18 protein-coding genes are annotated in these 21450 nt (G+C 43.8%); 10 read left to right on the forward strand and 8 right to left on the reverse strand.

From position 1 onward, the window contains the following. Together NT178_10655 and NT178_10660 are read right to left on the reverse strand one after the other, a co-directional pair. Nucleotides 1-361 (reverse strand): ParB/RepB/Spo0J family partition protein (locus NT178_10655; protein MCX5812989.1); only part of this gene is annotated, 361 nt, incomplete at its 3' end. 1162 nt (nt 362-1523) lie between these two features. After that, the gene (locus tag NT178_10660; GenBank protein ID MCX5812990.1) at nt 1524-3842 is read right to left on the reverse strand and encodes a hypothetical protein; all 2319 of its coding nucleotides are present in this window, start codon (nt 3840-3842) and stop codon (nt 1524-1526) included. A gap of 370 nt (nt 3843-4212) precedes the next feature. On the opposite strand from NT178_10660, the gene NT178_10665 reads away from it, so the two are divergent. From NT178_10665 to NT178_10705, 9 genes are all read left to right on the forward strand, one after another. Continuing rightward, complete coding sequence (locus NT178_10665; GenBank protein MCX5812991.1) at nt 4213-5079, forward strand: pirin family protein; 867 nt, start codon at nt 4213-4215, stop codon at nt 5077-5079. 59 nt (nt 5080-5138) lie between these two features. Continuing rightward, the gene (gene acpS, locus NT178_10670) at nt 5139-5456 is read left to right on the forward strand and encodes a holo-ACP synthase (GenBank protein MCX5812992.1); all 318 of its coding nucleotides are present in this window, start codon (nt 5139-5141) and stop codon (nt 5454-5456) included. Nucleotides 5457-5471: 15 nt separating this feature from the next. Further along, on the forward strand, nt 5472-7046 hold the full coding sequence (locus NT178_10675) for an NAD(P)H-hydrate dehydratase (protein MCX5812993.1): 1575 nt from the start codon (nt 5472-5474) through the stop codon (nt 7044-7046). Beyond that, a complete protein-coding gene (gene tsaE / locus NT178_10680; GenBank protein MCX5812994.1) occupies nt 7009-7425 on the forward strand; it encodes a tRNA (adenosine(37)-N6)-threonylcarbamoyltransferase complex ATPase subunit type 1 TsaE in 417 nt (138 codons plus the stop codon). Before NT178_10675 ends, tsaE begins: the two co-directional genes overlap by 38 nt. A 143-nt stretch (nt 7426-7568) precedes the next feature. Beyond that, nucleotides 7569-8801: an aspartate kinase gene (locus NT178_10685; GenBank protein ID MCX5812995.1), complete on the forward strand. Its 1233-nt coding sequence runs from the start codon at nt 7569-7571 to the stop codon at nt 8799-8801. Continuing rightward, nucleotides 8798-10363: a citramalate synthase gene (gene cimA / locus NT178_10690; GenBank protein MCX5812996.1), complete on the forward strand. Its 1566-nt coding sequence runs from the start codon at nt 8798-8800 to the stop codon at nt 10361-10363. The genes NT178_10685 and cimA overlap by 4 nt, the downstream gene beginning before the upstream one ends. Before the next feature lie 193 nt (nt 10364-10556). Continuing rightward, nucleotides 10557-11012: a hypothetical protein gene (locus NT178_10695; GenBank protein ID MCX5812997.1), complete on the forward strand. Its 456-nt coding sequence runs from the start codon at nt 10557-10559 to the stop codon at nt 11010-11012. Between the two features lie 133 nt (nt 11013-11145). Continuing rightward, nucleotides 11146-11475: a zinc ribbon domain-containing protein gene (locus NT178_10700; protein ID MCX5812998.1), complete on the forward strand. Its 330-nt coding sequence runs from the start codon at nt 11146-11148 to the stop codon at nt 11473-11475. Nucleotides 11476-11493: 18 nt separating this feature from the next. Next, nucleotides 11494-11649, forward strand: a complete 156-nt coding sequence (locus NT178_10705; protein ID MCX5812999.1) for a hypothetical protein — start codon at nt 11494-11496, stop codon at nt 11647-11649. A gap of 60 nt (nt 11650-11709) precedes the next feature. On the opposite strand, the gene NT178_10710 is transcribed toward NT178_10705, so the two are convergent. The 6 genes from NT178_10710 to NT178_10735 all read right to left on the reverse strand — a co-directional run bounded on the left by NT178_10710 (nt 11710) and on the right by NT178_10735 (nt 19317). Beyond that, nucleotides 11710-12384, reverse strand: a complete 675-nt coding sequence (locus NT178_10710; GenBank protein ID MCX5813000.1) for a PilZ domain-containing protein — start codon at nt 12382-12384, stop codon at nt 11710-11712. Between the two features lie 187 nt (nt 12385-12571). Beyond that, entirely contained in the window at nt 12572-13312 is a 741-nt protein-coding gene (locus NT178_10715) for a L,D-transpeptidase family protein (GenBank protein ID MCX5813001.1), read from the reverse strand. Further along, entirely contained in the window at nt 13309-15753 is a 2445-nt protein-coding gene (locus NT178_10720) for a glycogen/starch/alpha-glucan phosphorylase (GenBank protein ID MCX5813002.1), read from the reverse strand. Before NT178_10720 ends, NT178_10715 begins: the two co-directional genes overlap by 4 nt. Nucleotides 15754-15970: 217 nt before the next feature. Further along, on the reverse strand, nt 15971-16375 hold the full coding sequence (locus tag NT178_10725; GenBank protein ID MCX5813003.1) for a carboxymuconolactone decarboxylase family protein: 405 nt from the start codon (nt 16373-16375) through the stop codon (nt 15971-15973). Nucleotides 16376-16388: 13 nt separating this feature from the next. Further along, a complete protein-coding gene (locus NT178_10730; GenBank protein MCX5813004.1) occupies nt 16389-18329 on the reverse strand; it encodes a SpoIIE family protein phosphatase in 1941 nt (646 codons plus the stop codon). Then, a complete protein-coding gene (locus tag NT178_10735) occupies nt 18316-19317 on the reverse strand; it encodes an ABC transporter substrate-binding protein (GenBank protein MCX5813005.1) in 1002 nt (333 codons plus the stop codon). The genes NT178_10730 and NT178_10735 overlap by 14 nt, the downstream gene beginning before the upstream one ends. 263 nt (nt 19318-19580) lie before the next feature. Here NT178_10735 and NT178_10740 point away from each other — a divergent pair, with 263 nt between their 5' ends. After that, nucleotides 19581-21218, forward strand: a complete 1638-nt coding sequence (locus NT178_10740) for a methyl-accepting chemotaxis protein (protein ID MCX5813006.1) — start codon at nt 19581-19583, stop codon at nt 21216-21218. Nucleotides 21219-21450 lie beyond the last annotated feature (232 nt).

Consider the following 21450-nt stretch of genomic DNA (forward strand, 5'->3'; position numbering starts at 1 on the left):
GAATCCCCTTTGCCTGATCTATGGGATTTAAGTCTTCCCGCTGGAGGTTCTCAGTGAGTTGAAGGGCTATGGTTTCACCCAATTCCTTACCTGCTTCTATCACCCGCACCGGTACAGATTCCAGTCCGAGTTGTCGGGCTGCAACAAGACGCCTCTCCCCGCAGATAAGTAGATATGTCCCGTCTTCCTGTCCGGTTACAATAAGAGGTTCCAGGACTCCTTTGTCTTTGATAGACTGCATAAGCGACTTGAATGAATCTGTTTCGACATTAATATTTGATCTAACCTGTTCCAACACCACGATGTTTGCTACGGGAATGTACAAAAACTCCGGGCTTACACTTGTTTTCTTCGTTGCCATATTGTTTCCCCCTTATTATTTCAGTGAATAGTCGTCAGTAGGCAGTGCATGGTCGTAACCTATTCACCGCTTTCATCACTGTTCACTATCTACTGACGACTATTCACTGCCTTTAATCCTCCTTGATGTCGCTATTTATTGTAGATATTTAGAAACAATGTGTCAAGACATTTACGAGCTTCTTGCAGGGAATACTGGCAACCCTGCACTCTTTGCGTCGAGTATTTCAGAACGGGATTTGTTTTATTTGGAATTGGGTAGTGCACCAATCGCGCATAAGGACTTTTGACTTTGATCGTAGGTTACGGGAACAAATGCTGGTTTCATGAACAGCACAATCGGTGCAAAAAACAAGACCTGACCCCCGAGCCTCTCTGGTGGTCGTGATGGGCCAATGGGCATATCAGCATGACGCCGGAATAGCGCGATGCATAAAAACGCCTGCTGGGCATACTGCCAAGGCATTTCCCTAACATCAGACACAGTCATCAAACGATAACGCGCCGAACCGCGAAACCAAAAAAGCTAACTAAATAATTCGCGGTTGCCGCCCCCGATCAATCAGCAAATACCTTTTTGCACATATCCTCGCACTGGGCGCGGTCATTCGGGCTAACCTGATCCGGTCGTACGCAAACATCACTGCAACCAGTTCTGGCGTTAGCAAACGCTGTTCGGCCCTCCCTCATACAGGATTGCATGAAACTGCCGCTATAATGAGCAATATCACTACCGGAGTAGGTCCTCAAAGCCGCTTGGCATTTGTTCATTATGAAATCATTTATCTCGGATGACAAGCTCCGCCCCGGCGCAAGGACAACGAAGCTGACTACTACTAATAAAATAAAAAACAGTATTTGTACTCTGTGGACTAAATAACGCATTTCTAACCTCCTGATCGATATTCTGTGCTGAATAAAAAACCGTGGAAAATCAAGAATTATAACTTTACTACTTAACTGACTATGTAAATTTAATCATATCAATTTCCTCCACTCTTCATTGAATAATATTACTTAAGAACCTTAAAACATTACAGGGGGTGCATAAAACCAGTCTGAAGAAAGCGCAACACTCATATTTACCACGAGGCCCTGGGGGTCGTACCCTTCTGCTATTCCTTAACCCGTGCGCTGTCTGCATCCTTTCTCCTCTCCCGGCATTACTTGCCGGGTGGTATCAACCGTAACAGTCGCCCCACATGACCCAACTGGTTGTCAAATACCCGCCCGGTTTCGTCAAATCGGAAAACATGGCCCCAAATGCTGAATTCACGGTTCTCCGGTTTTCCGCCAGGATACGTCCATGTGCCTGCTGCTTTTGTTCCTTTATTGTAACCCGTTGCTTGCCATTGTCCTGACGAAGAGATATACTGGACAGTGTAACGTTCTCCCCCCTTAATCGTTCCAAGAGGCCAGTTTTTTTCATTAGAATCTGTTACCGCATCCAAAATAACGCTCACTGGATTCCCTTTGGATAAGATAGATACCCAATCCAGGGACTGAGGCTTGCTGGTGTCGGCAATACGGAAGGAACCGGCGACGATTTCCTTAGAACCGGATGAGACAACCACTTTATATTCACCCGTTGGCCAGCGTTTTCCGGGCGCCAATGTGTAATTGAACTCTGCCCAATTATTATTTGGGTTCAGGTTAATCTCTTCTCCACCCATAAAAAAGGGATCTTTCTGGCTCAGAAAATACCAGGCTGATTTGATCTTTCCCTGTAATCCGGTCCTGTCCAGACGCACCCACATGTAAATGGGGTTGGTATCCGGCGAAAATGAACCGGCAACACCAACTGGTTTACCGTCACGAACACCCGTTGCAAATACAATCTCCTTAACAGCAGGCATTGTAAGCGTGGTATCCTGTCGTTTGTCAGTGCCTTCCCACCAGCGGCTTATCTTTATCTCCGATGCTTTGATCGTCCTGCTGATTCCAAAGCCGGGGATAGCATATACAACAGACCCTGCAGGTACTTCCCGCTCCGAGCCTGTTACAGATTCTTTCACCCTTGCCTTTCCTTCGAGTACCAGAAGCCCTGTTTCACCATTGTATCCCACATCCACAACCGCCTTACCTGCAAGTGTCATCTGGGCAGAGGGTGTTAAAATAAACACATACTCCGGAGAACTTGAAGCTGCAAGGATAATAGGATATTTTATGAAATCAGCCGCTGTCGAGCCGTCATTTGCATTCGAGAACGCCAGGAGGGTCTTTTTATCAGTATTTTTGATAAAATCTCCACCGCCGTTTACTTCTCCTTTAACGCTGGAATGCTCGGACGAACAGAATACTGCTTGTGGTCCTAAATATTTAAAATCATAAACATTATCTTTTATTTTCGCATATTCAGTATCTGATGATTTGCTTTTCCTGTATTTCACCTTTGTTAAGCTCTTTGGGCAAATATTCGGGTATGTCGCTTCGAGGATAAGTCTGTTCAGTTTGACAATATTTTTTGCTTCAGACTCAGATAGTTGTGAAAAACGTTTTTGACGGTAATTTTGTGTTTCATAGACAAGTTTTTCAGCTTCAAGGCTTAGCATCTTATTCTTCTCGCGCCAGATATCATAAAAATTGGGCATCTGGAGGAGCTCGTTCAGCCTTTCTATGGAATCGTCCGGCTTTTGCAATACAATTTTATATCCATCTCTTGCTATTGCCTTACTGAGGACTCCAACCACCCCGGCCTGGAATTCATCCATGGAAAAGTAGGTAGCAGCAGTGTAAGTACTTATTATTTTACCATAGTTCTCGGGAAAAAGATTCCTGACCGTATTTTCAAAACCCCTTTCCTTTTCCTTAATTTCTTCTTCCGGGGCTTCTGCGGGAAGCAAAACCGGCAAAAGCGCGGGCTTATTGGAAAAGGCAAGTTTATTACTTAACGATTCAGGGATGTTCATGCTTTTACCCTTATTATTAACTGCATAAAATTTCCCTGTATTATCTCTGACCACTAAGAATGCATCCTTGCCGATAATCTCCTGTATGGCCTTTTGGAGCGGAGGTTTAGCTTCCATCAAACGCCTGACGCTTTCAAAAATGACGCTTTCAAAAAGAAAAGGAGGCGATTCTTTCTGAACGTATGGCTCAACCTTCTGGGAGCCGCACATTGAAACAAGTTTCTCCAGCCGGGACATGTATTGCGGCCATGAGCATTTTTCATAATCCTGGAATGTGCCTTTGCTCCATACGGTAAGGCATTCGGCAGGTCCCGAATAATTTTGTGCGGCTTTAGGCAGACCCCCATCAACCGCTTTCCAGACATACTCAAGGTCTTCGGGAATGACCGCATACCATGGGCTTGTCCCGGTGTAGAACCGTCTACTCTTCTCGCCTGATTGAATCTTTTGGTAGCTTTGTCGTTCGGATTCAATTTGAGACCTCGCTTTTAAGCAATCCTTTTCTGATGGACCTGCGTATACAAAAGTGCTTAAACCAAATGTTATTATAGTAATAAAGAGAAATAATTGCATAATGCCCCCTATCTTGCAGGTAGTCAGGTTTCTTTGGCAATTGACCCTCCTCAAGTATAGCGAATTCACAGAGAATGTCAATTTGCTTTTCGAAACATTGATCTGACAAATCTATCCGGGCCAAAACCGCGCAGCGTGCATTGCAGGAATCTATTCGCGACTTTTGGTTGCCGACCAACAGGTCGATCACATTGAAGATTCATTCCCGCATTGTTTTTTCACTGAATAAGGCTTATGATTTTGAGTAGAAGACCCGGTAGGACCCGAATTAATGCTACAGCTCGGAACGGGATCAAAGAAGGCCAGAGCTATAAAGAGTCAGGATTATGGCTGCGGAAGAGACCGATTTTCAGAGACAAGGAGGATAACGATGGCAGAAATCAGAACAATTCGGAAGGTGATAAAGAGCAAACCTACTATCGAGGGGGCGGGCGTTCATCTGAAACGGGCCTTTGGTGCGAGCGAAGTCCCCGAATTCGATCCGTTTCTGCTGCTCGACGATTTTCGTTCGGATGACCCGCGGTTTTACTCGAAAGGTTTTCCCTGGCACCCGCATCGTGGAATCGAAACGATTACCTACGTTCTCCGTGGCAATGTCGAGCACGGGGATAGTATGGGAAATGTGGGTGTAATAGCCGATGGCGATGTTCAGTGGATGACGGCGGGCAGCGGTATTATCCACCAGGAGATGCCTAAGGGGGATGAATCGGGACGGATGGGCGGTTTTCAGCTCTGGGCAAACCTTCCGGCATCCCACAAGATGATGGAACCCCGTTATCGTGGGCTGACGAAGGATCAGATACCGGAAATTTCTATTGGGAATGGAGTTAAAATCCGGATTATTTGCGGCGAAATAGATGGTACAAAGGGCCCTGTCACCGATATAGTCATTGACCCGGAATACCTCGACGTGACCATCCCGAGCCATTCAGCTTTCACCCGCCAAACCAAGCCGGGCCACACAGTCCTCGCTTACGTAATAGGAGGAGAAGGCTATTTCGATATGGAAAGAACATTTTCAATCGGCAACAACAATCTTGTGGTCTTCAACGATGGTGAGCAGGTGGTGGCTTTCACGGATGTGGAAAATATACGCTTCCTGCTTATCTCGGGAAAACCGATAGGTGAGCCGGTGGCCTGGTATGGGCCAATAGTGATGAACACCCAGGAGGAATTACAGATCGCCTTCGAAGAATATCGCGCGGGCACCTTCATCAAGCACGGCAAAAAGGAGTAAAATATCTCCTTTAAAATCAGTATATTTTATGTTAATGTGTTTGTCTGTGCGAGTTTACTATGGTCGGTATTGATATTATTGAAATTATAAGGATGCAGAATATGATTGACAGGTACGGTGACAGATTCCTCAACAAGGTCTTCACCGATAACGAAATTCAATACGTCAGCAACATGCGCAGAATCTCCGAATCCCTTGCCGGACGGTTTGCTGCCAAAGAGGCATTCATAAAAGCCCTCGGCAGAAAGGTGCCCTGGAAACTTATCAACGTATTGCAGTCCGGGGGGAAACCGTATATCGAATATCTCGGGGAACGCTATGACGGGGTAAGCATCTCACACGAGAGAGCATACGCAGTATCAGTAGTAGTAATTTAGTAGGGGAGTACAGATATGAAAGTGCTGACGCCTGAACGGATGGCAAAATACGATGAGTACGCGATAAAAACGTGGGGCATACCCTCGGCTGTGCTCATGGAAAACGCTGGTCGAAATATGTACAGGCTCATTAAAGAACGATATCTTGAGGGCAAACACCGCATTGTAATCTTTTGCGGAAGAGGGAACAACGGCGGTGACGGATTTGTAATCGGCCGGTATGCCCTTGAGGCCGGTTACCGTGTCAGGGTTTTTCTTTTGTGTAAAAAACAGGATCTGAAAGGTGATGCAGCTTTGAATATGGGGTTATATGCGTCTATGGGCGGAGATATCGTCGAGGTGGACGACTCATTCGACATGCTACGGAGAGGCATACAACATGCCGACATTATCATAGATGCAATTTTTGGGACAGGACTTTCAAAACCAGTAGAAGGCATAGAAAAGGCAGTTATAGAGCAGATTAATGAGTCAGGTAAACCTGTTATAGCCGTTGATATCCCATCAGGCATTGACGGAAAAACCGGCATCCCCCTTGGATGCGCCGTCAAGGCAATCCATACATTTACCTTTGCTTATCCGAAAATCGGACAGATCCTCTGCCCCGGTGCATACCATACAGATAAATTGACGGTTATAGACATATCCATACCATCCTTTGTCGAAGATAAAATAGGGTTTGACGGACATGTTGTTGACGGCACTATGTTGAGAGGTGCTCTGAGGGAAAGAACTCCCTGGTCGCATAAAGGGACATACGGCCATGTGGCAATAATAGCCGGCTCTCCCGGAAAGACCGGCGCAGCTTATTTGGCTTCACTGGCTGCCTTAAAAATAGGTGCAGGTCTTGTAACGCTTGTTATCCCTGAAAGCTTGAACAACATCATGGAAGCAAAGCTGACGGAGGTAATGACATATCCTGTGGCAGATAATGGTAAAGGGTATTTTACACTTTCTTCTTACGACAGTGTAAAGGCATTTGTGGAAGATAAGGATGTGATAATCGTAGGCCCCGGTCTTTCGCAGAACCAGGCGACAATGGAATTTGTAAGAAAACTCTATATGGATATAGATAAGCCCTTTGTCATTGATGCCGACGGCATCAATGCCTTTCAGGGGTACTTTGATATGATAAAGAAGGCAAAAAGGAATGCTGTTTTTACCCCGCATCCGGGCGAACTTGCACGCCTCACCGGGCTTTCAACAAAGGAGATAAATGAGGACCGGATTGGTGTCGGCAGGAAATTCGTTGAAGAGACCGGGGTCAACCTTGTGTTAAAAGGCGCCCGGACTGTTGTTTTCAACCCACAGGGGGATTTTTTTATAAACCCCACAGGCAATCCGGCCCTGGCAAAAGGCGGAAGCGGCGACATACTGACAGGTTTTATAGGAGGATGCGCTTCCCAGGGCAGTTCCCTCATTGAAGCTTCTTTGGCAGGTGTATACCTCCACGGTTATATAGCGGATGACTGGGTTGAAGCCAAAACGGATATGGACCTCCTTGCCGGCGACCTCCTTTCTGGTCTGAGTAAGGCCATACGGGATATACGTGATGGAAGAGAAAGAGTTTATATCGAAAAGTCCCTCTGATACATGGGATATAGGTGAGCAACTCGGTAAAAATGCAAAACGAGGCGATTTGTATACCCTCTATGGTGAGCTTGGCGCAGGGAAGACCCAGCTTGTGAAAGGAATGGCAAGGGGCATCGGGGTAAAAGACTGGCAGTATGTAGTAAGCCCCTCTTTTACCATTATGAATATTTATGAAGGAGACCTCATCCTTTGCCATGTAGATCTTTACAGGATTGACGGGGGCGAGGTTGAGAGCTTTGCGCTTGAAGAGTTTCTTGATAACGGTATAGTTGTGGTAGAATGGGCACAAAGGGCAACATGGCAGGATGGAGTGATCAGGATAAAGATTGAAGCAGTAAGCGAGGAAGAAAGAAAAATTGTGGTAAACAGACCATGAAGGCTTTTGTGTAGTTTGTAATGTGCAGTTTTAGATTATTTCTACTTTGCAGGGATTGAACCGCAGTTGCTTAAATCTTCAATCATGATTTAACCTCTACGGAAAGCGGGACGATCTGCAATTACAAAGGATGGAGGTATAAGATGCTTGTCGTACAGAAGTATGGAGGGACATCGGTCGCAGACCTTGAAAGAATAAGCAATGTAGCCAAACGTGTTATCGAGTATCGGGAAAAAAATAATGATGTAATTGTTGTTGTTTCCGCTATGTCAGGCGAGACAGACAAATTGCTCAACCTTGCGCATAGTATCAGCAAAACCCCTGATGAAAGGGAGGTTGATGTACTGATTTCAACAGGCGAACAGGTAGTCTCTGCGCTTCTTGCCATTACATTGAAAACAATGTTATGTGAAGCTGTTTCAATACTTGGTCACCAGGTAAAAATCCTAACAGACTCAAGTCATACCAGGGCAAGGATAATGAATATTGAAAAGCATCAAATTATGTCTGAGATCAGTAAAGGAAAGGTTGTTGTTGTTCCGGGATTCCAGGGGGTAGATGAATTGGGGAACATAACAACGCTCGGCAGGGGAGGCTCGGATACATCGGCAGTGGCGTTGGCTGCGGCGTTGAATGCCGACCTTTGCGAAATATACACGGATGTTGACGGTGTGTACACGGCAGACCCGAATATATGTGATCGCGCAAGAAGGCTTGACAGAATATCCTATGAAGAAATGCTTGAAATGGCAAGCCTTGGGGCTAAAGTCCTGCAGATAAGATCTGTCGAATTTGCTATGAGATACAACGTGCCAATTCTTGTAAAGTCTTCCTTCACGGACGGCGAGGGAACATTAGTATGTAAGGAGGTATCGGATATGGAAAAAATGGAAGTTACAGGCGTTACGCATAACAAGAACGAAGCCAAGATAACTGTAAGCAAGGTACCGGATATGCCGGGAGTGGCATCAAAGGTATTCACCGCCCTCTCTGATGCAGGCGTTGTTGTCGACGTAATAGTCCAGAACGTGAGCAGGGATAATATTACAGACATAACATTTACAGTTGGCAAGGCCGATGGAAGAAAGGCCTTTAAGCTTATGGAAGAGACAGCAAAAAAGATCGGCGCCGAAAAGGTATCGCTTGACGAAGATATAGCGAAAGTGTCTATTGTCGGACTTGGCATGAGATCACATGCAGGCGTTGCATCGAAGATGTTCTCTGTCCTTGCAAAAGAGGGAATAAACATTGAGGCAATAACTACATCTGAGATCAAAATCTCCTGCGTAGTAGAAGGGAAATATGGAGAACTCGCTGTTCGCGCTCTTCATAAAGCATTCGGGCTTGATTCTGAACTGGTGGAGGAAGGGGCTTGAAGGTTGAGTTCTACGATACCACATTACGCGATGGGGCACAGTCGGAAGATATAGCGTTCTCCCTGAATGACAAGCTCAGGATTTCCGAGAAGCTTGACGAATTCGGGATGCATTATATTGAAGGGGGATGGCCGGGCTCAAATCCGAAAGACCTGCAGTATTTTAAAGAGGTTAAGAAGCTTTCTCTTAAGAATTCTAAGATTGTTGCCTTCAGCAGCACGATAAAGCTCCATACAGATCCTGACAAAGATGATATCGCAAATGCCATTCTTGATGCGGATACAGGATATGTAACAATTGTCGGCAAAAGCTGGGACCTTCACGTAAAGGACGCGCTAAAAGTTACCCTTGATACAAACCTGAAGATGATTGATAAAACGATAGCGTACTTGAAAGGGCATGGTAAAACAGTTTTTTTTGATGCGGAGCATTTTTTTGACGGTTACAAAAAAAACGATGTATATGCAAAAAAGGTCATTAAAACTGCGGAAGATGCCGGCGCGGATGTAATAGTCCTGTGTGATACAAACGGCGGGAGTATGCCCTATGAGATTTACGACACAGTTCTGGAAGTGCGGAAGTCAACGGGTATACAGCTCGGCATTCATACCCATAATGACACCGAAATGGCTGTTGCAAATACATTGATGGCAGTTCAGGCAGGATGTACACATATCCAGGGTACAATCAACGGTTATGGAGAACGTTGCGGGAATGCGAACCTCTGTTCTATTATCCCCAATGTTATCCTGAAGATGGGGCATGTGGGGATTGAAAAGGAAAAAATTGCACATTTAAGGGATTTGAGCCTCTATGTTGATGAAATGGCAAATTTTAAACCCGATAAGCACAAACCCTATGTGGGTGATAGCGCCTTTGCCCATAAAGGCGGTATTCATGTCAGCGCAATAAGGAAAAATGCCGAGACCTATGAACATATAAAACCTGAGTTGGTAGGCAATATCCAGAGGGTCCTTATATCCGACCTCTCCGGAGAAAGCAGCATCCTGTATAAGGCGAAAGAATTCAACATCGACATAGAACAGGACAGGAGACTTGTTAAAGATGTGGTAAAAAAGGTAAAAGATCTTGAAATGTACGGGTACAAATTTGAAGGAGCGGAAGGTTCGCTTGAACTCCTTATGAAAAAGGCCCTTGGTATTCATAAGAAGTTCTTTGAACTTATCAGCTTTAAGGTAATAGTTGACAAGAAAGAAAAGGGGCACCCGGTTTCTGAGGCGACTATAATGTTAAAGGTCGGCGACAGGATAGAACATACGGCAGCGCTCGGTAAGGGCCCTGTAAATGCCCTTGATGCTGCCTTGAGGAAGGCATTGTATAAGTCTTATCCCGGACTGAAACAAATGGAACTTGTAGACTATAAGGTACGGGTATTAACAACAAAAAATGGAACCGGGGCAGTGACAAGGGTGCTCATAGAAAGCAGCGACGGGAAACGCACCTGGGGCACCGTGGGCGTATCGGAGAACATTATTGAAGCAAGCTGGCAAGCCCTCGAGGACAGCATCGATTATAAACTGCTCATAGATGCCCACGAGTAGGTTCGAGGCACCAGGTTTCCGGGGGATGTAGGATGTACAGTCGCCATGCTCCTTCGGACGTAGGACGTGAATGCTTTTACGTCCGAGCGCAAGCGGACGTCCCAGCGAACGTAAGTGAGTGGACACGCCACGTTCATACGGGAAGTAAGGAGGGGGCGACGTGAGCCCCGGTAATAGTAAGGAGAAAGATTAAATGAAGAGGCTTCTTGATATCCATGATGCCACAAAGGAACTTAATATACTCCGTGCCCTTGAGAACTACAAAAGCCCCTTTGAGATAGTGGGAACATACAGGCTTATTGATGATGGCATCAGGCCTGAAGCAACGGTTATTATAAAAGCAGACAACAAGCAGATGCATGAAGCTTCAACCGGAGTGGGGCCTGTCGATGCGCTTGCGAAAGTGTTAAAAATATCGTTGTCATCTATCTTCCCAACAATCCAGGGTATTAAACTTGTAGATTTTTCTTCAAGAATACACGACTCAAGGTCCGGGACCTCAGCAAAGGTTGAGGTTTCCATCATCTTTACCGATGGCAAAGACATATGGAGCGTCACAGCAGTTTCTGATAATATCAACATGGCATCTTTTATGGCCCTCATAGACGGGTTCGAATACGCGATCCTTTCGAAAAGCAGTAATGGATAAAACCGGTTTTACTTTATAAGCTAATGGTTTAAGCATCACTAAAAGAAACATTGCCTTGACGATCCGTTATACAAGAGTTATATTACTACACAGTTTAAAAGCATTTTTTTGGGAGTTTGGGAGGTAAATAATAATGCCGATATATGAATATGAATGCACAGGCTGTGGTAAAAGGTTCGAAATATTCCAGAAGATCAGCGATAAACCATTAACAAAGTGTAATTTTTGCAAAGGTCCGCTTAGTAAACTGATTTCAAGCTGCTCTTTCCACCTCAAAGGTACAGGCTGGTATGCAACTGACTACAAGAAGCCCATCGATTCGGCTGGAAAAAAAGCAAGCTCTGGAAATGGCGAGGACCATGCTGATACAACAGAAACAACTGAAACGGCTTCAACTGAAACAACGACTGAAACAAAATCTGAAACAAAAACCGAAACAAAAACCGAAAGCACAAGCGCATAATATTGACGGAGGAAGATAATGAATGTAGGAGATAAGGTGAAATTTACTTTTGCAAAGAAAGAGATGGCGGGGCAGGTAGAAAGGATATTTTCAAAATCTGTCTATATAAAGGCCGACTTCCCAAAAGACAAAGGGAAGACTGTCAAAAGAAAAATAAAGGACATAAAATCATAATCAATTCACAGTGAACCGTGAATCTTTGAGCTTCAGCTTGATGGTTTTTAGTAAATGTACCTATAAGATCTCTCTGGAGCGCAGCTCTCTTTGAATACTGATTATTTTCTTTCCCAATATATTTTTGAGTTGCATGCTTGTATTTATAAACTCTAATGCAACAAATTCCAGACTTTTGACCATCTTTCCTTCTTTAGGATCCCAGGTCCTGACGACAACAGCGTTTAGATCGAAAACAGCGCCGTCAATAGAAAGCTTTATATCTAATATTCTCCCGGGCTCAAGTTTTAGCTCCCTGTGATGACTGATTTTTGCGCCTCCAATAGAGATATCGAGTATATTGACAGGTTTTCTGTAAATAGATAAATCAAGACCGCTGTTGCTTGGAGGTTCAGCCCTGAAAAAGAAGCGTAAATTATACTGTACGGGATTTGTTTTGCTCAAAAGAATAACAGCCTGTGTAATATTATCGGCCGACAACTCGTAATTATTGACCAGGTCAACGATACTTGCTTCAAAACCATAACGCACATCTTCTTTATTTTCTTTAGTAAGGTAAGTAAGAATAATGGCTTTATTGATCCTGCTTTTTAAAATAGGCGGTTCGGTCTGTGCTATTAACAGTTTCTTTTCAATAACATCGAAAATTATCGAATTTCTCACATCATTGGTTTCTTTGATATGATTTATATCTACTACAATCTTGAGTCGCAGTCCTGGTCTTATTATGTCCATTATTTTTTGTTAAATTATGTTAAGTTAATTTGTTTATAATTACATTTTTTATAGCACGGAAACAATAGAAAAATATTTAGCATATTCCTTTAATTTTAAATGCACTTGCGAAGAGGGGCGTATATCCGTAGTAAAGATCTGAACATTTTCGGGATGGATATTTCACTTAAAAGAATATCCTTAATCCTTAATCCTTTTTCTTTGCTATGCCCTTTAATATCTTTGCAGTTCCCATCATGACAAGGGGCTTGTGGGATGGGTCCAACCATTCGAGAATAGTCACAATATCCTCTTCTGACATTGCAATACATCCTGCCGTAGATTTTTCTTTCCCTCTCCAGACATGAAAGAAAATAGCGCTTCCAAGGCCTCTGTCAACAGGATTTGTATTATACCCGATTACAATGCCGTATTTGTACATGTTATCATTTCGTCTCATATCTTCAAAGGAGGATGCCTTTGTCTCCCCCCTTTTTAACAATTGGTTATAGTCAACTGAATCAGCATCGTCTACCCAGACATCGTCTTCAGTTGTCTGAAAATAATTCATTTTTGTATGCATTCCCTGGGGATAGCCAAAGGCAAATTTCAGAGGGTAAACACCGGAGGGCGTTCTGCCATCCCCTTCCCTCTTTTTATCCGGCAATGCAAAACCGTTCCTTCCCATTGATGCATCAATGGGCTTAAGCATCAAATCCCAATGGCCATTATGCCTTTCTAAGGGGTATATTTTAGCTGAAAACCCGGGATTGCCGCCTATAACCAAGAGTACCTGATTCGACTCTCCTGCATTTTTTTCAACAAAACTCTTCATCCAGGGCAAAACGGTCGCCCCGATGGTTTTCTCATGGGCAGCAGCAATTGTGGCGAACCCGGACATGAATAATGCATAGAAAATAATTGTTAAGAGAACAAGTGAAAGGTTCACGTTTCAAGGGAAGATGACACCGGCACGATATTCCAAATATGTTCTGCGTATTCACGTATAGCCCTGTCGCTTGAGAATTTACCTGAACGTGCAACATTCAGAATAGACATTCTTGTCCATAGCGCTTCATCCTGGTAGGCTTTACTCACCTCTTCCTGACATTGGATATATGATGCGTAATCGGCCAGAACAAAATACGTGTCATGCTCTAAAAGCGGATTAATAACAGGGTGAAACAATTGAGGCATGTCAGGCGAAAAATACCCCCCTTGAATCTGATTTATAGCCTGTTTAAGTTCTCGATTTTCTTCATAGTATTGACGTGGATTATAGGCGGCACGGAGTGCTAAAAGCTCTTCTGTATCATACCCGAAGAGAAAGAAATTATCCTCTCCTACCTCTTCCCTGATCTCTACATTGGCTCCGTCAAGGGTTCCGATGGTCAGGGCGCCGTTTAAGGTAAATTTCATATTGCCTGTTCCCGATGCCTCGTATCCTGCAGTAGATATCTGTTCGGATAGCTCTGCCGCAGGCATGATACGCTGGGCAAGACTCACATCGTAATTAGGGACAAAAATAACGCGCAATTTCTTGCTTACCGCCGGATCGGCTTCACATGCAGCGCTTATGTTATGGATAAGTTTAATAATCAGCTTGCAGATGAAATATCCCGGTGCAGCCTTGCCGGCAAAAAGCACTGTCCTGGGCGGAAACGCGCCGTCTATTTTCCCTTCCCGGATCCTGTTAAAAAGTGTGATAACATGCAATATGTTTAAAAGCTGCCTTTTATATTCATGGAATCGTTTTATCTGGCAGTCAAGAAAATAATCTGAAGGGAGAGACAGCCAGAATGCCTTGTAAAGATAATCGGAAAAAGCTTCTTTGTTCAATTTTTTTATCCTGCGAAATTCCGCGCAAAAAGTTTTATCATCAACAAGGGGCTCCAGTTTTTTTAACTCTTCGAGGTTTTTTAACCACCCATCCCCTATTGCTTCGGTAATCAGACCTGAGAGTAGCGGATTAGACTCAAAGAGCCAGCGTCTCTGAGTAATACCGTTAGTTACATTCCTGAACTTCTCAGGCATCATTTCAAAAAATGATTTCAATAAATCATGTTTCAAAATTTCTGTATGGAGGGCTGACACACCATTGACGGCATGGCTACCTGCAATCGCAAGACGAGCCATGTGTATAACCCGCTCACCGTTACCTGTAATAATGCTCATCCGGCCCTTTCGCTCAGGCTCATCAGGAAACCGCTCTGACACCTGAACAAGAAACCTTCTGTTTATCTCTTCTATGATCTGAAAGTGGCGGGGGAGAAGATTGGAAAAAAGCCCCTCTGACCAGGTTTCAAGTGCCTCCGGTAAGACTGTATGGTTGGTATAGCCAAAGGTATTTTTAGTTATGTCCCATGCTTCATCCCAGACAATCCGGTTTTCATCAACAAGGATTCTCATGAGTTCGGCTATTGCAATGGACGGATGGGTATCGTTGAGCTGGATAGCAACTTGATCGGGAAACTCTTTATAATCCTGGTGGAACTTCTTATACCTCCTTATAATGTCGTTAAGGGTGGCGCACACAAAGAAATATTGCTGTTTCAGCCGCAGCTCTTTGCCTGCTTCATACTGGTCACTCGGATAGAGCACTTTGGATATGCTTTCGCTATGGCTTTTGTCCTCAACAGCTCCAATGTAATCGCCACTGTTGAAATATTCGAGGTTAAAATCCCTGCTGGACTTTGCCGACCATAGACGCAATGTATTTACCGTTTCATTCCTAAACCCCGGGACAGGATAATCGTAGGCCATGGCCATAACTTCTTCCCCACCCACCCATTTCATACTGAACTTACCATTTGAGCTGGTGATGGTCTCAACTTCACCGTAAAAACGAACCGGGAAGAGAAGCTCCGGCCTCGGCAGTTCCCAGGGATTGCCGTATCTCAGCCAGTTATCCGGCGCTTCAACCTGAAAACCATCTTTGATCCTTTGAAAAAAAATGCCGTATTCATAGCGAATACCATAGCCATATGCCGGATACTGAAGCGTGGCAAGGGAATCCAGATAACATGCAGCAAGCCTTCCCAGACCGCCATTGCCCAGTCCTGCATCCCACTCATGATCAAGGGCGTCTTCATAGGCAATTCCCAGGATATCTACAGCCTTTGAATATTCGTCGGATAAGCCACGATTTAGAATATAATTCCGCAGCAATCTACCCAGAAGAAACTCAAGGGACATGTAATACACTCTCTTTGCATCTACATCGTAGTATTTTTGCTGGGTCTTAATCCACCGCTCTACCAGCAGGTCCCTTACAGAAAAAACAAGGGAGTTGAATTTATCCCGTGAAGTGGCAGAGTACATGTCCTTTGCAAGACCATAGGTAAGATTGTCCAAGAGTGACTGACGCAATACATCAGTGTCTTCTTTCAATTAAAACCCCCTTATTTATCGTTTTTACACCATAGCACGGGCAAGCCCCGGTAACAGATTATAATACCATGTTAACAACATTGGTACAAAAAAAACCGATGGTCTCCTTGTGGCTGTTCATGTCTGTAATTTGATAACCAGGTCAAAACCTCATACTTTTTTTAAGTGCACCTGATATCTTCTATAAGATCCTGGAGTTTCGCACCATGCGGATCATTCATGGAGAGCCCTTGAAGCTCTCCCATTCACCCCTCTCTCTCAATACTTCCCGATACACCTCCAGGGCATCATTTACTTTTGGCATCCCTCCGTAGGTGGCAAGCTGGAATATGGCTTCCGCAAGCTTTTTGGGGTCACAACCCACATTCAGAGCGCCATTCAAATGGAGCTTCAATTCCTTTGTTGCTCCCAGGGCGGCAAGCATGGCACATGCAACCAACTGTCTTTCAGGCAGCGTCAGTACGGTCCTTGAATAAAGGTTGCCGGTAATAAACATGGAAAGGTCATTGGCAAGGTCTCTGTCAAATTCTTTCCACATTAGATATGGCGGGTCCATTTTTATGCCTTTACCGAAAAGCTTTTTTGCAGTTTCCTGTGTCCTTTTTCTTATTTCGTCATCCACGGTTCATATCCTCCTATCCTTCTTTTACGTTTCCTCTGTATTGTATAACCATCATGGTTATGTCATCTGATTGCGGCGTGTCTTGAGCAAAAAGCTCGATTTCGCCCATAATGCCGTCAATGATCTCCTTGATGGATTTTTCCTTTAGTCTTATTATTCCCTGTTCAAGCCGTTTATCCGAGAAAAGCTCGTTGTTCTTATTCATCGCCTCATTAACACCATCTGTAAAGAGATATATACTGTCGCCCGGCTCCAGAGTAAGCTTATCTACCGTGTACTTCGCATCATCTATGACGCCTACAACAATCCCCCCCGTGCTTTTGAGTACGCTTACCTCGCCTGTCTTCCTGATAATCAGCGGAGGATTGTGCCCTCCGTTTGTGTATTCCATTTCCCCTGTGCGGACATCCAGGATAGCGCAAAAAACAGTTACGAACATATTATTGTCATTGCCAACGCACAGCTCTTCGTTTACCCTCGAGACAATCCTGTCCGGGGTGAGGCCAACCGCAGCCTTTGCCTTGATGAGCGTTTTTGTCACTGCCATGAAAAGAGAAGCAGGGATGCCCTTTCCTGAAACATCTGCCATAACAAAGCACAGGTGGTCATGATCTATCTGAAAGAAATCGTAAAAGTCTCCGCCTACTTCCTTTGCAGGCTGTATCATTGCGTAGATATCAAATTCCCTCCTGTCCGGAAATGGAGGGAACATCTTTGGAAGAATGCTCATCTGTATATCGTGGGCAACCTTTAATTCGCTCTCCATCCTCTCCTTTAAAGCAGTGGTTTCTGTAAGTTGCTCTATATAAGCCTTAAGGGACGCCTTCATATACCCGAAGGCTTCCGTGAGCTTTCCGACTTCGTCGCCTGATGTTACAACCGGCATTTCTATGTCAAGATTCCCTGCGCCTATACCTTGTGTTGCCTGCGCCATTGCCCGTAAAGGTCCTGTTATCGACCGGGCAATATATACTACCGCCATAGCAAGAAGAAATATGCCGGTAATTCCAAGAAAAATAACCATCTTATTGAGCTTGACAATATCCTCCATCAATTCATCCTGCGGAAAAAGGATTGCAAGAGACCAGCCGTTCGATTTGATCGGGACATGCGTCATCCAGCATTTTTTACCGGTAAGAATACTATCGGCCATGAACGGGGTAAGGCTCGATTCGCCCTTTATCATCTTCCGCCCGATTTCCCTTAAGCTTTTCTTATTACGCGCCTCGGCAATCGAAAAGATGGTTTCATTCATTATCACATCTTTCATCGGATGGGTAACGTACGTACCGTTTTTAGAGATCAAAAAACCGTATCCGGTCTTAAGAATTTTTATGGAAGAAACAATTTCTCTCAAGCTTTCAACAGATATGTCAATAACAATAACACCGGCAAGCAGTCTTCTGTCGCCGGTTTTTTTATAGAAAGGGACTCCGTAAGAGCACATCAGGATACCCCTGCTCTCATCAAAATAGGGCTCTGTCCATTCAGGGTGTTGTAGTTCTTTCGGTATCTGGTACCAGTCCAAAAGAAAATAATTATATTTCTTATCCAGATGCTTAAAACTGATCCCGCCTTCTTCCTTAAAAAAACATGGCGCAAAAAATTCAACATCTTTTTTAAAAACGTAAGGTTCAAAGGCTATTGCAGCCCCGTATATCTCAGGGTTTTTTTTCACAACCGTATAAAGAAGCCGGTAAAGTTCCGTTTCATTGTATGAACTGTTTTCAAGAAAATAGGATATATTTTCCGGAATTTTCTGGGCAGCGGCAAGGGCAGCCTCAATCTTGTTTGTTGATGCGAGGATAAGGTTTTTTGAGTTTTCCCCGATCCCTCTTTCAATTGTCTGTCGGGAAACATAATAATTATAGCCGAAAATCAGCGTAAAGATACATGTGCTGCTCAGCGTAAAAAGAAGGACAAGCTTGAATGCAATACCTTTATTTCTTAACATGGCCTGTAAAATTTACATAGAAAGTATTAAAAACGGGCATTTTCCCTATGATACCGTTTTCTTTAAGGACATTGCATACCCTTATAAAATCCGATTCTGTCAATGTACCCATGGGGGGTGACTTGTCGTTTTCAGGCAACACAAGGTCTTTCATTCTGTCGAGCATCCATTTCTGATGAACCCTGTTTGCCGGGATGTTTGCTCCGGACATATATTTAAGTGCAATATCCAATGCCTCATCCGGATGCGCAAAAGCATAGAGCCAGCCTTCTATAGAGGCATTTACAAAGGCACGAACAAGCTCCGGGTCTTTCTTTAATGTACTTTCAAGCGTATAAATGCCGTCTTCAGGAAAATTCAACCCGTGTTCATAAAAAAAGAAGGTTGTCAACTCGTCGGGGTTTAGTCCGGCGTTGAGGATTGTATGATATTCGTTATACCACATAGCAGATGCTACATCTACGCCATCCCTGAGAAAGAGGTTTATAGAATATGACTGGGGTACAATGATTGCTTTCAAATTGTACTTTTTTAAAAAAGCCAAAGGTTGCAACTGAAAATCAGCGCTCCAGATTCCCACTTTCCTGCCGTTTATATCCTCCGGTCTGTAAATACCACTTGCCTTCTTTGCAATAAGCATGAGTGCTGAGCGCTGGATGATTTGTCCGACATTGACAAGCTTTATCCCCTGCGAGCTTTTCTGAATAGCGGCAGATAGCCATGCGGTGGCAAAATCCGCCTCACCCTTATCCAGCAAATCCAAAGAAGGTCTGTTTGGCCCTCCGGGCAGTATGTTGAGGATAATCCCCTGCTTCTTATAAAAACCTTTTTCAAATGCAACAAAATATCCTGCAAATTGTGCTTGAGGGCTCCATTGCGGTATAAAAGTGGCCCTTTTCAGATTTTCCTGTCCATGAACCGTATCAGGCACCCAGAAAAAAAGGAGGGTACAGGACAACAGGCAACATATAAAAATATCTTTAGCCATTGTTGAAATATACATATTATGCCGATAAAAATAAAGGGATTATTGTATACCATTGGCACTCAGCGCCTTGAAAAATACTAAAATCCAAAAAAAGCACTAAAGCGAATTCGATCTTTGCCGATAACATGGGTAACATCATAAGGGAGATACTAAAAAAGAATGTTTCTTTGTATAATCTTAAGCTTTTCTCTATTAATAATAAGTAAAACAACATTTTTTAATACTATTAATTCCGATCATATCTTTACAAATGGAGGAAATAAATGAAGCTCTTTACGGACGTTAAAATTGGTAAAAGACTGGCAATAGGGTTCGGCATTACCCTCGGCCTGATGGTGATCAATGTAGTCACAGGCATTATTTCAATCAACGGGATTAACAGTGATCTTGATCGGATGGTTGTAGTCAATACAGCCAAGATAAAGCACGCAAATGATATCAGAACCGCCTTTGCCGACATAACATACCTCGTTGGGCAAATCGTAACTACTCAGGAAAGTAGTGTCAGGGAAGAGGCAAAAAAACAGATTGACGAGAAAAGGGTAAACTATAAAAAGGCTATGGAAGGGCTTGAAAAACTGGAGATAAATGAGGAAGGTAAAACGCTTATTGCTAAGCTCAAGGAAGATGTTATGCAAGGCAGAGATGCAAATACCAGTACCATTGAGCTTAGCATGGCAGGGAATACAAAAGAAGCGGCTGAAAAATATGGAACGTTGATAGGGTTTGTTCAAAAATATATTAAAGCCGCTGAAGCGGTTTTAAAATATAACGAAGGCAGACTCCAGTACAGATATGAAAAGGCACAGAAAGATGCTTCCACAACACGTCTTATCTTTATACTTCTCGGCATCGTAAATATCGGTATCGGCATGTTTTTCTCCCGTGCGATCACACGTAGTATTGCCATACCCATCATACGTTCTTCAAGCCATATAGATTTAATGGCAAAGGGTGACTTTTCAATACCTGTTTCCGTGCATGCAACCAACAGAAAAGATGAAATGGGTATTTTTGCAAAGTCAATGGATACAATGAATAAGAACCTCGGACAAACGATTAAGGATATGATGACATCGGCAGCAAGTGTGGCATCTGCAAGCACACAATTGAACGCATCTGCCGAAAAGCTGTCAAAAGGGGCAATGGAACAGGTGGAGATGGCTACCCAGATTGCAACCGCCTCCACTCAAATGAACCAGTCTTCGGAGGATATTGCCAGAAACTCAAATAGGATAGCGGAATCTGCAAGCGAGACCGTTAATATTTCAAAACAGGGACAGATAGTTGTAGACAAGGCAATCCGGGAAGTAAACATAATCGCAGAAACCGTAGAGGCAGCATCAGGATTTGTAAAAGAACTGGGAAACCAATCACTGAGAATCGGGGACATAATAACGGTTATTGAAGAGATTGCAGACCAGACAAATCTTCTTGCCCTCAATGCGGCAATCGAAGCAGCCCGTGCCGGGGAACAGGGGAGAGGTTTTGCAGTAGTTGCCGATGAAGTAAAAAAGCTTGCAGAAAGAACATCTGCCTCCACTACTGAAATAGCCGGCATGATAAGAACAATAAGGGGAGGCGTGGAAAGAACTGTTGAAACAATGGAGAAAGCAAAAAATAATGTTGTCACAGGAGTACAGTACTCTTCACAGGCTCAGACAGCGCTGCAGGACATTACAACAAGCATTGACGGCCTTTATGGCGGTATTCATGAAATAGCAAGCGCCATTGAAGAGATGAGTGCTACTACAGATGAAATTACTCAGGATATGAATCAGATTTCAAGTGTCACAAAGGAAACCTTCTCTTCATCAGAGGAGATATCCGAAGCTGCCAGAGGACTGTCCAAACTCGCAAGAAGCCTTGAAAGTGAAGTCCGTAGCTTTAAAGTTCAGTAAGGGATTCACAATAATAACAGCCATATATGCAAAACAACCCCATCCAGTTAATGGGGTTGTTTTGCTGTTAACTAATCATCGCTTTTAAAATTCCTTGTCCCATTTATTATTTGTTGTTATCTTAACCTGAACATTTTTCTAAAAGGGAGTTTAAACCATAAACAGGTATTCATAACCTTGTATCCTTCCCGGGAATTTTCTTTTTTAATGGAACTGTTTACTATGTAGGGAT

The sequence above is a fragment of the Pseudomonadota bacterium genome (assembly GCA_026388255.1).
In the GTDB taxonomy this organism is placed as follows: domain Bacteria; phylum Desulfobacterota; class Syntrophorhabdia; order Syntrophorhabdales; family Syntrophorhabdaceae; genus JAPLKB01.

What these genes read in the sequence shown, in the direction of transcription:
- NT178_10730 (MCX5813004.1), bottom strand. Translation starts at nt 18,329, where the DNA reads ATGTTAAGAAATAAAGGTATTGCATTCAAGCTTGTCCTTCTTTTTACG.
- NT178_10695 (MCX5812997.1), top strand. Translation starts at nt 10,557, where the DNA reads ATGAAGAGGCTTCTTGATATCCATGATGCCACAAAGGAACTTAATATA.
- NT178_10735 (MCX5813005.1), bottom strand. Translation starts at nt 19,317, where the DNA reads ATGGCTAAAGATATTTTTATATGTTGCCTGTTGTCCTGTACCCTCCTT.
- NT178_10660 (MCX5812990.1), bottom strand. Translation starts at nt 3,842, where the DNA reads ATGCAATTATTTCTCTTTATTACTATAATAACATTTGGTTTAAGCACT.
- NT178_10705 (MCX5812999.1), top strand. Translation starts at nt 11,494, where the DNA reads ATGAATGTAGGAGATAAGGTGAAATTTACTTTTGCAAAGAAAGAGATG.
- NT178_10665 (MCX5812991.1), top strand. Translation starts at nt 4,213, where the DNA reads ATGGCAGAAATCAGAACAATTCGGAAGGTGATAAAGAGCAAACCTACT.
- NT178_10710 (MCX5813000.1), bottom strand. Translation starts at nt 12,384, where the DNA reads ATGGACATAATAAGACCAGGACTGCGACTCAAGATTGTAGTAGATATA.
- NT178_10685 (MCX5812995.1), top strand. Translation starts at nt 7,569, where the DNA reads ATGCTTGTCGTACAGAAGTATGGAGGGACATCGGTCGCAGACCTTGAA.
- NT178_10700 (MCX5812998.1), top strand. Translation starts at nt 11,146, where the DNA reads ATGCCGATATATGAATATGAATGCACAGGCTGTGGTAAAAGGTTCGAA.
- NT178_10740 (MCX5813006.1), top strand. Translation starts at nt 19,581, where the DNA reads ATGAAGCTCTTTACGGACGTTAAAATTGGTAAAAGACTGGCAATAGGG.
- NT178_10675 (MCX5812993.1), top strand. Translation starts at nt 5,472, where the DNA reads ATGAAAGTGCTGACGCCTGAACGGATGGCAAAATACGATGAGTACGCG.
- tsaE (MCX5812994.1), top strand. Translation starts at nt 7,009, where the DNA reads ATGGAAGAGAAAGAGTTTATATCGAAAAGTCCCTCTGATACATGGGAT.
- acpS (MCX5812992.1), top strand. Translation starts at nt 5,139, where the DNA reads ATGGTCGGTATTGATATTATTGAAATTATAAGGATGCAGAATATGATT.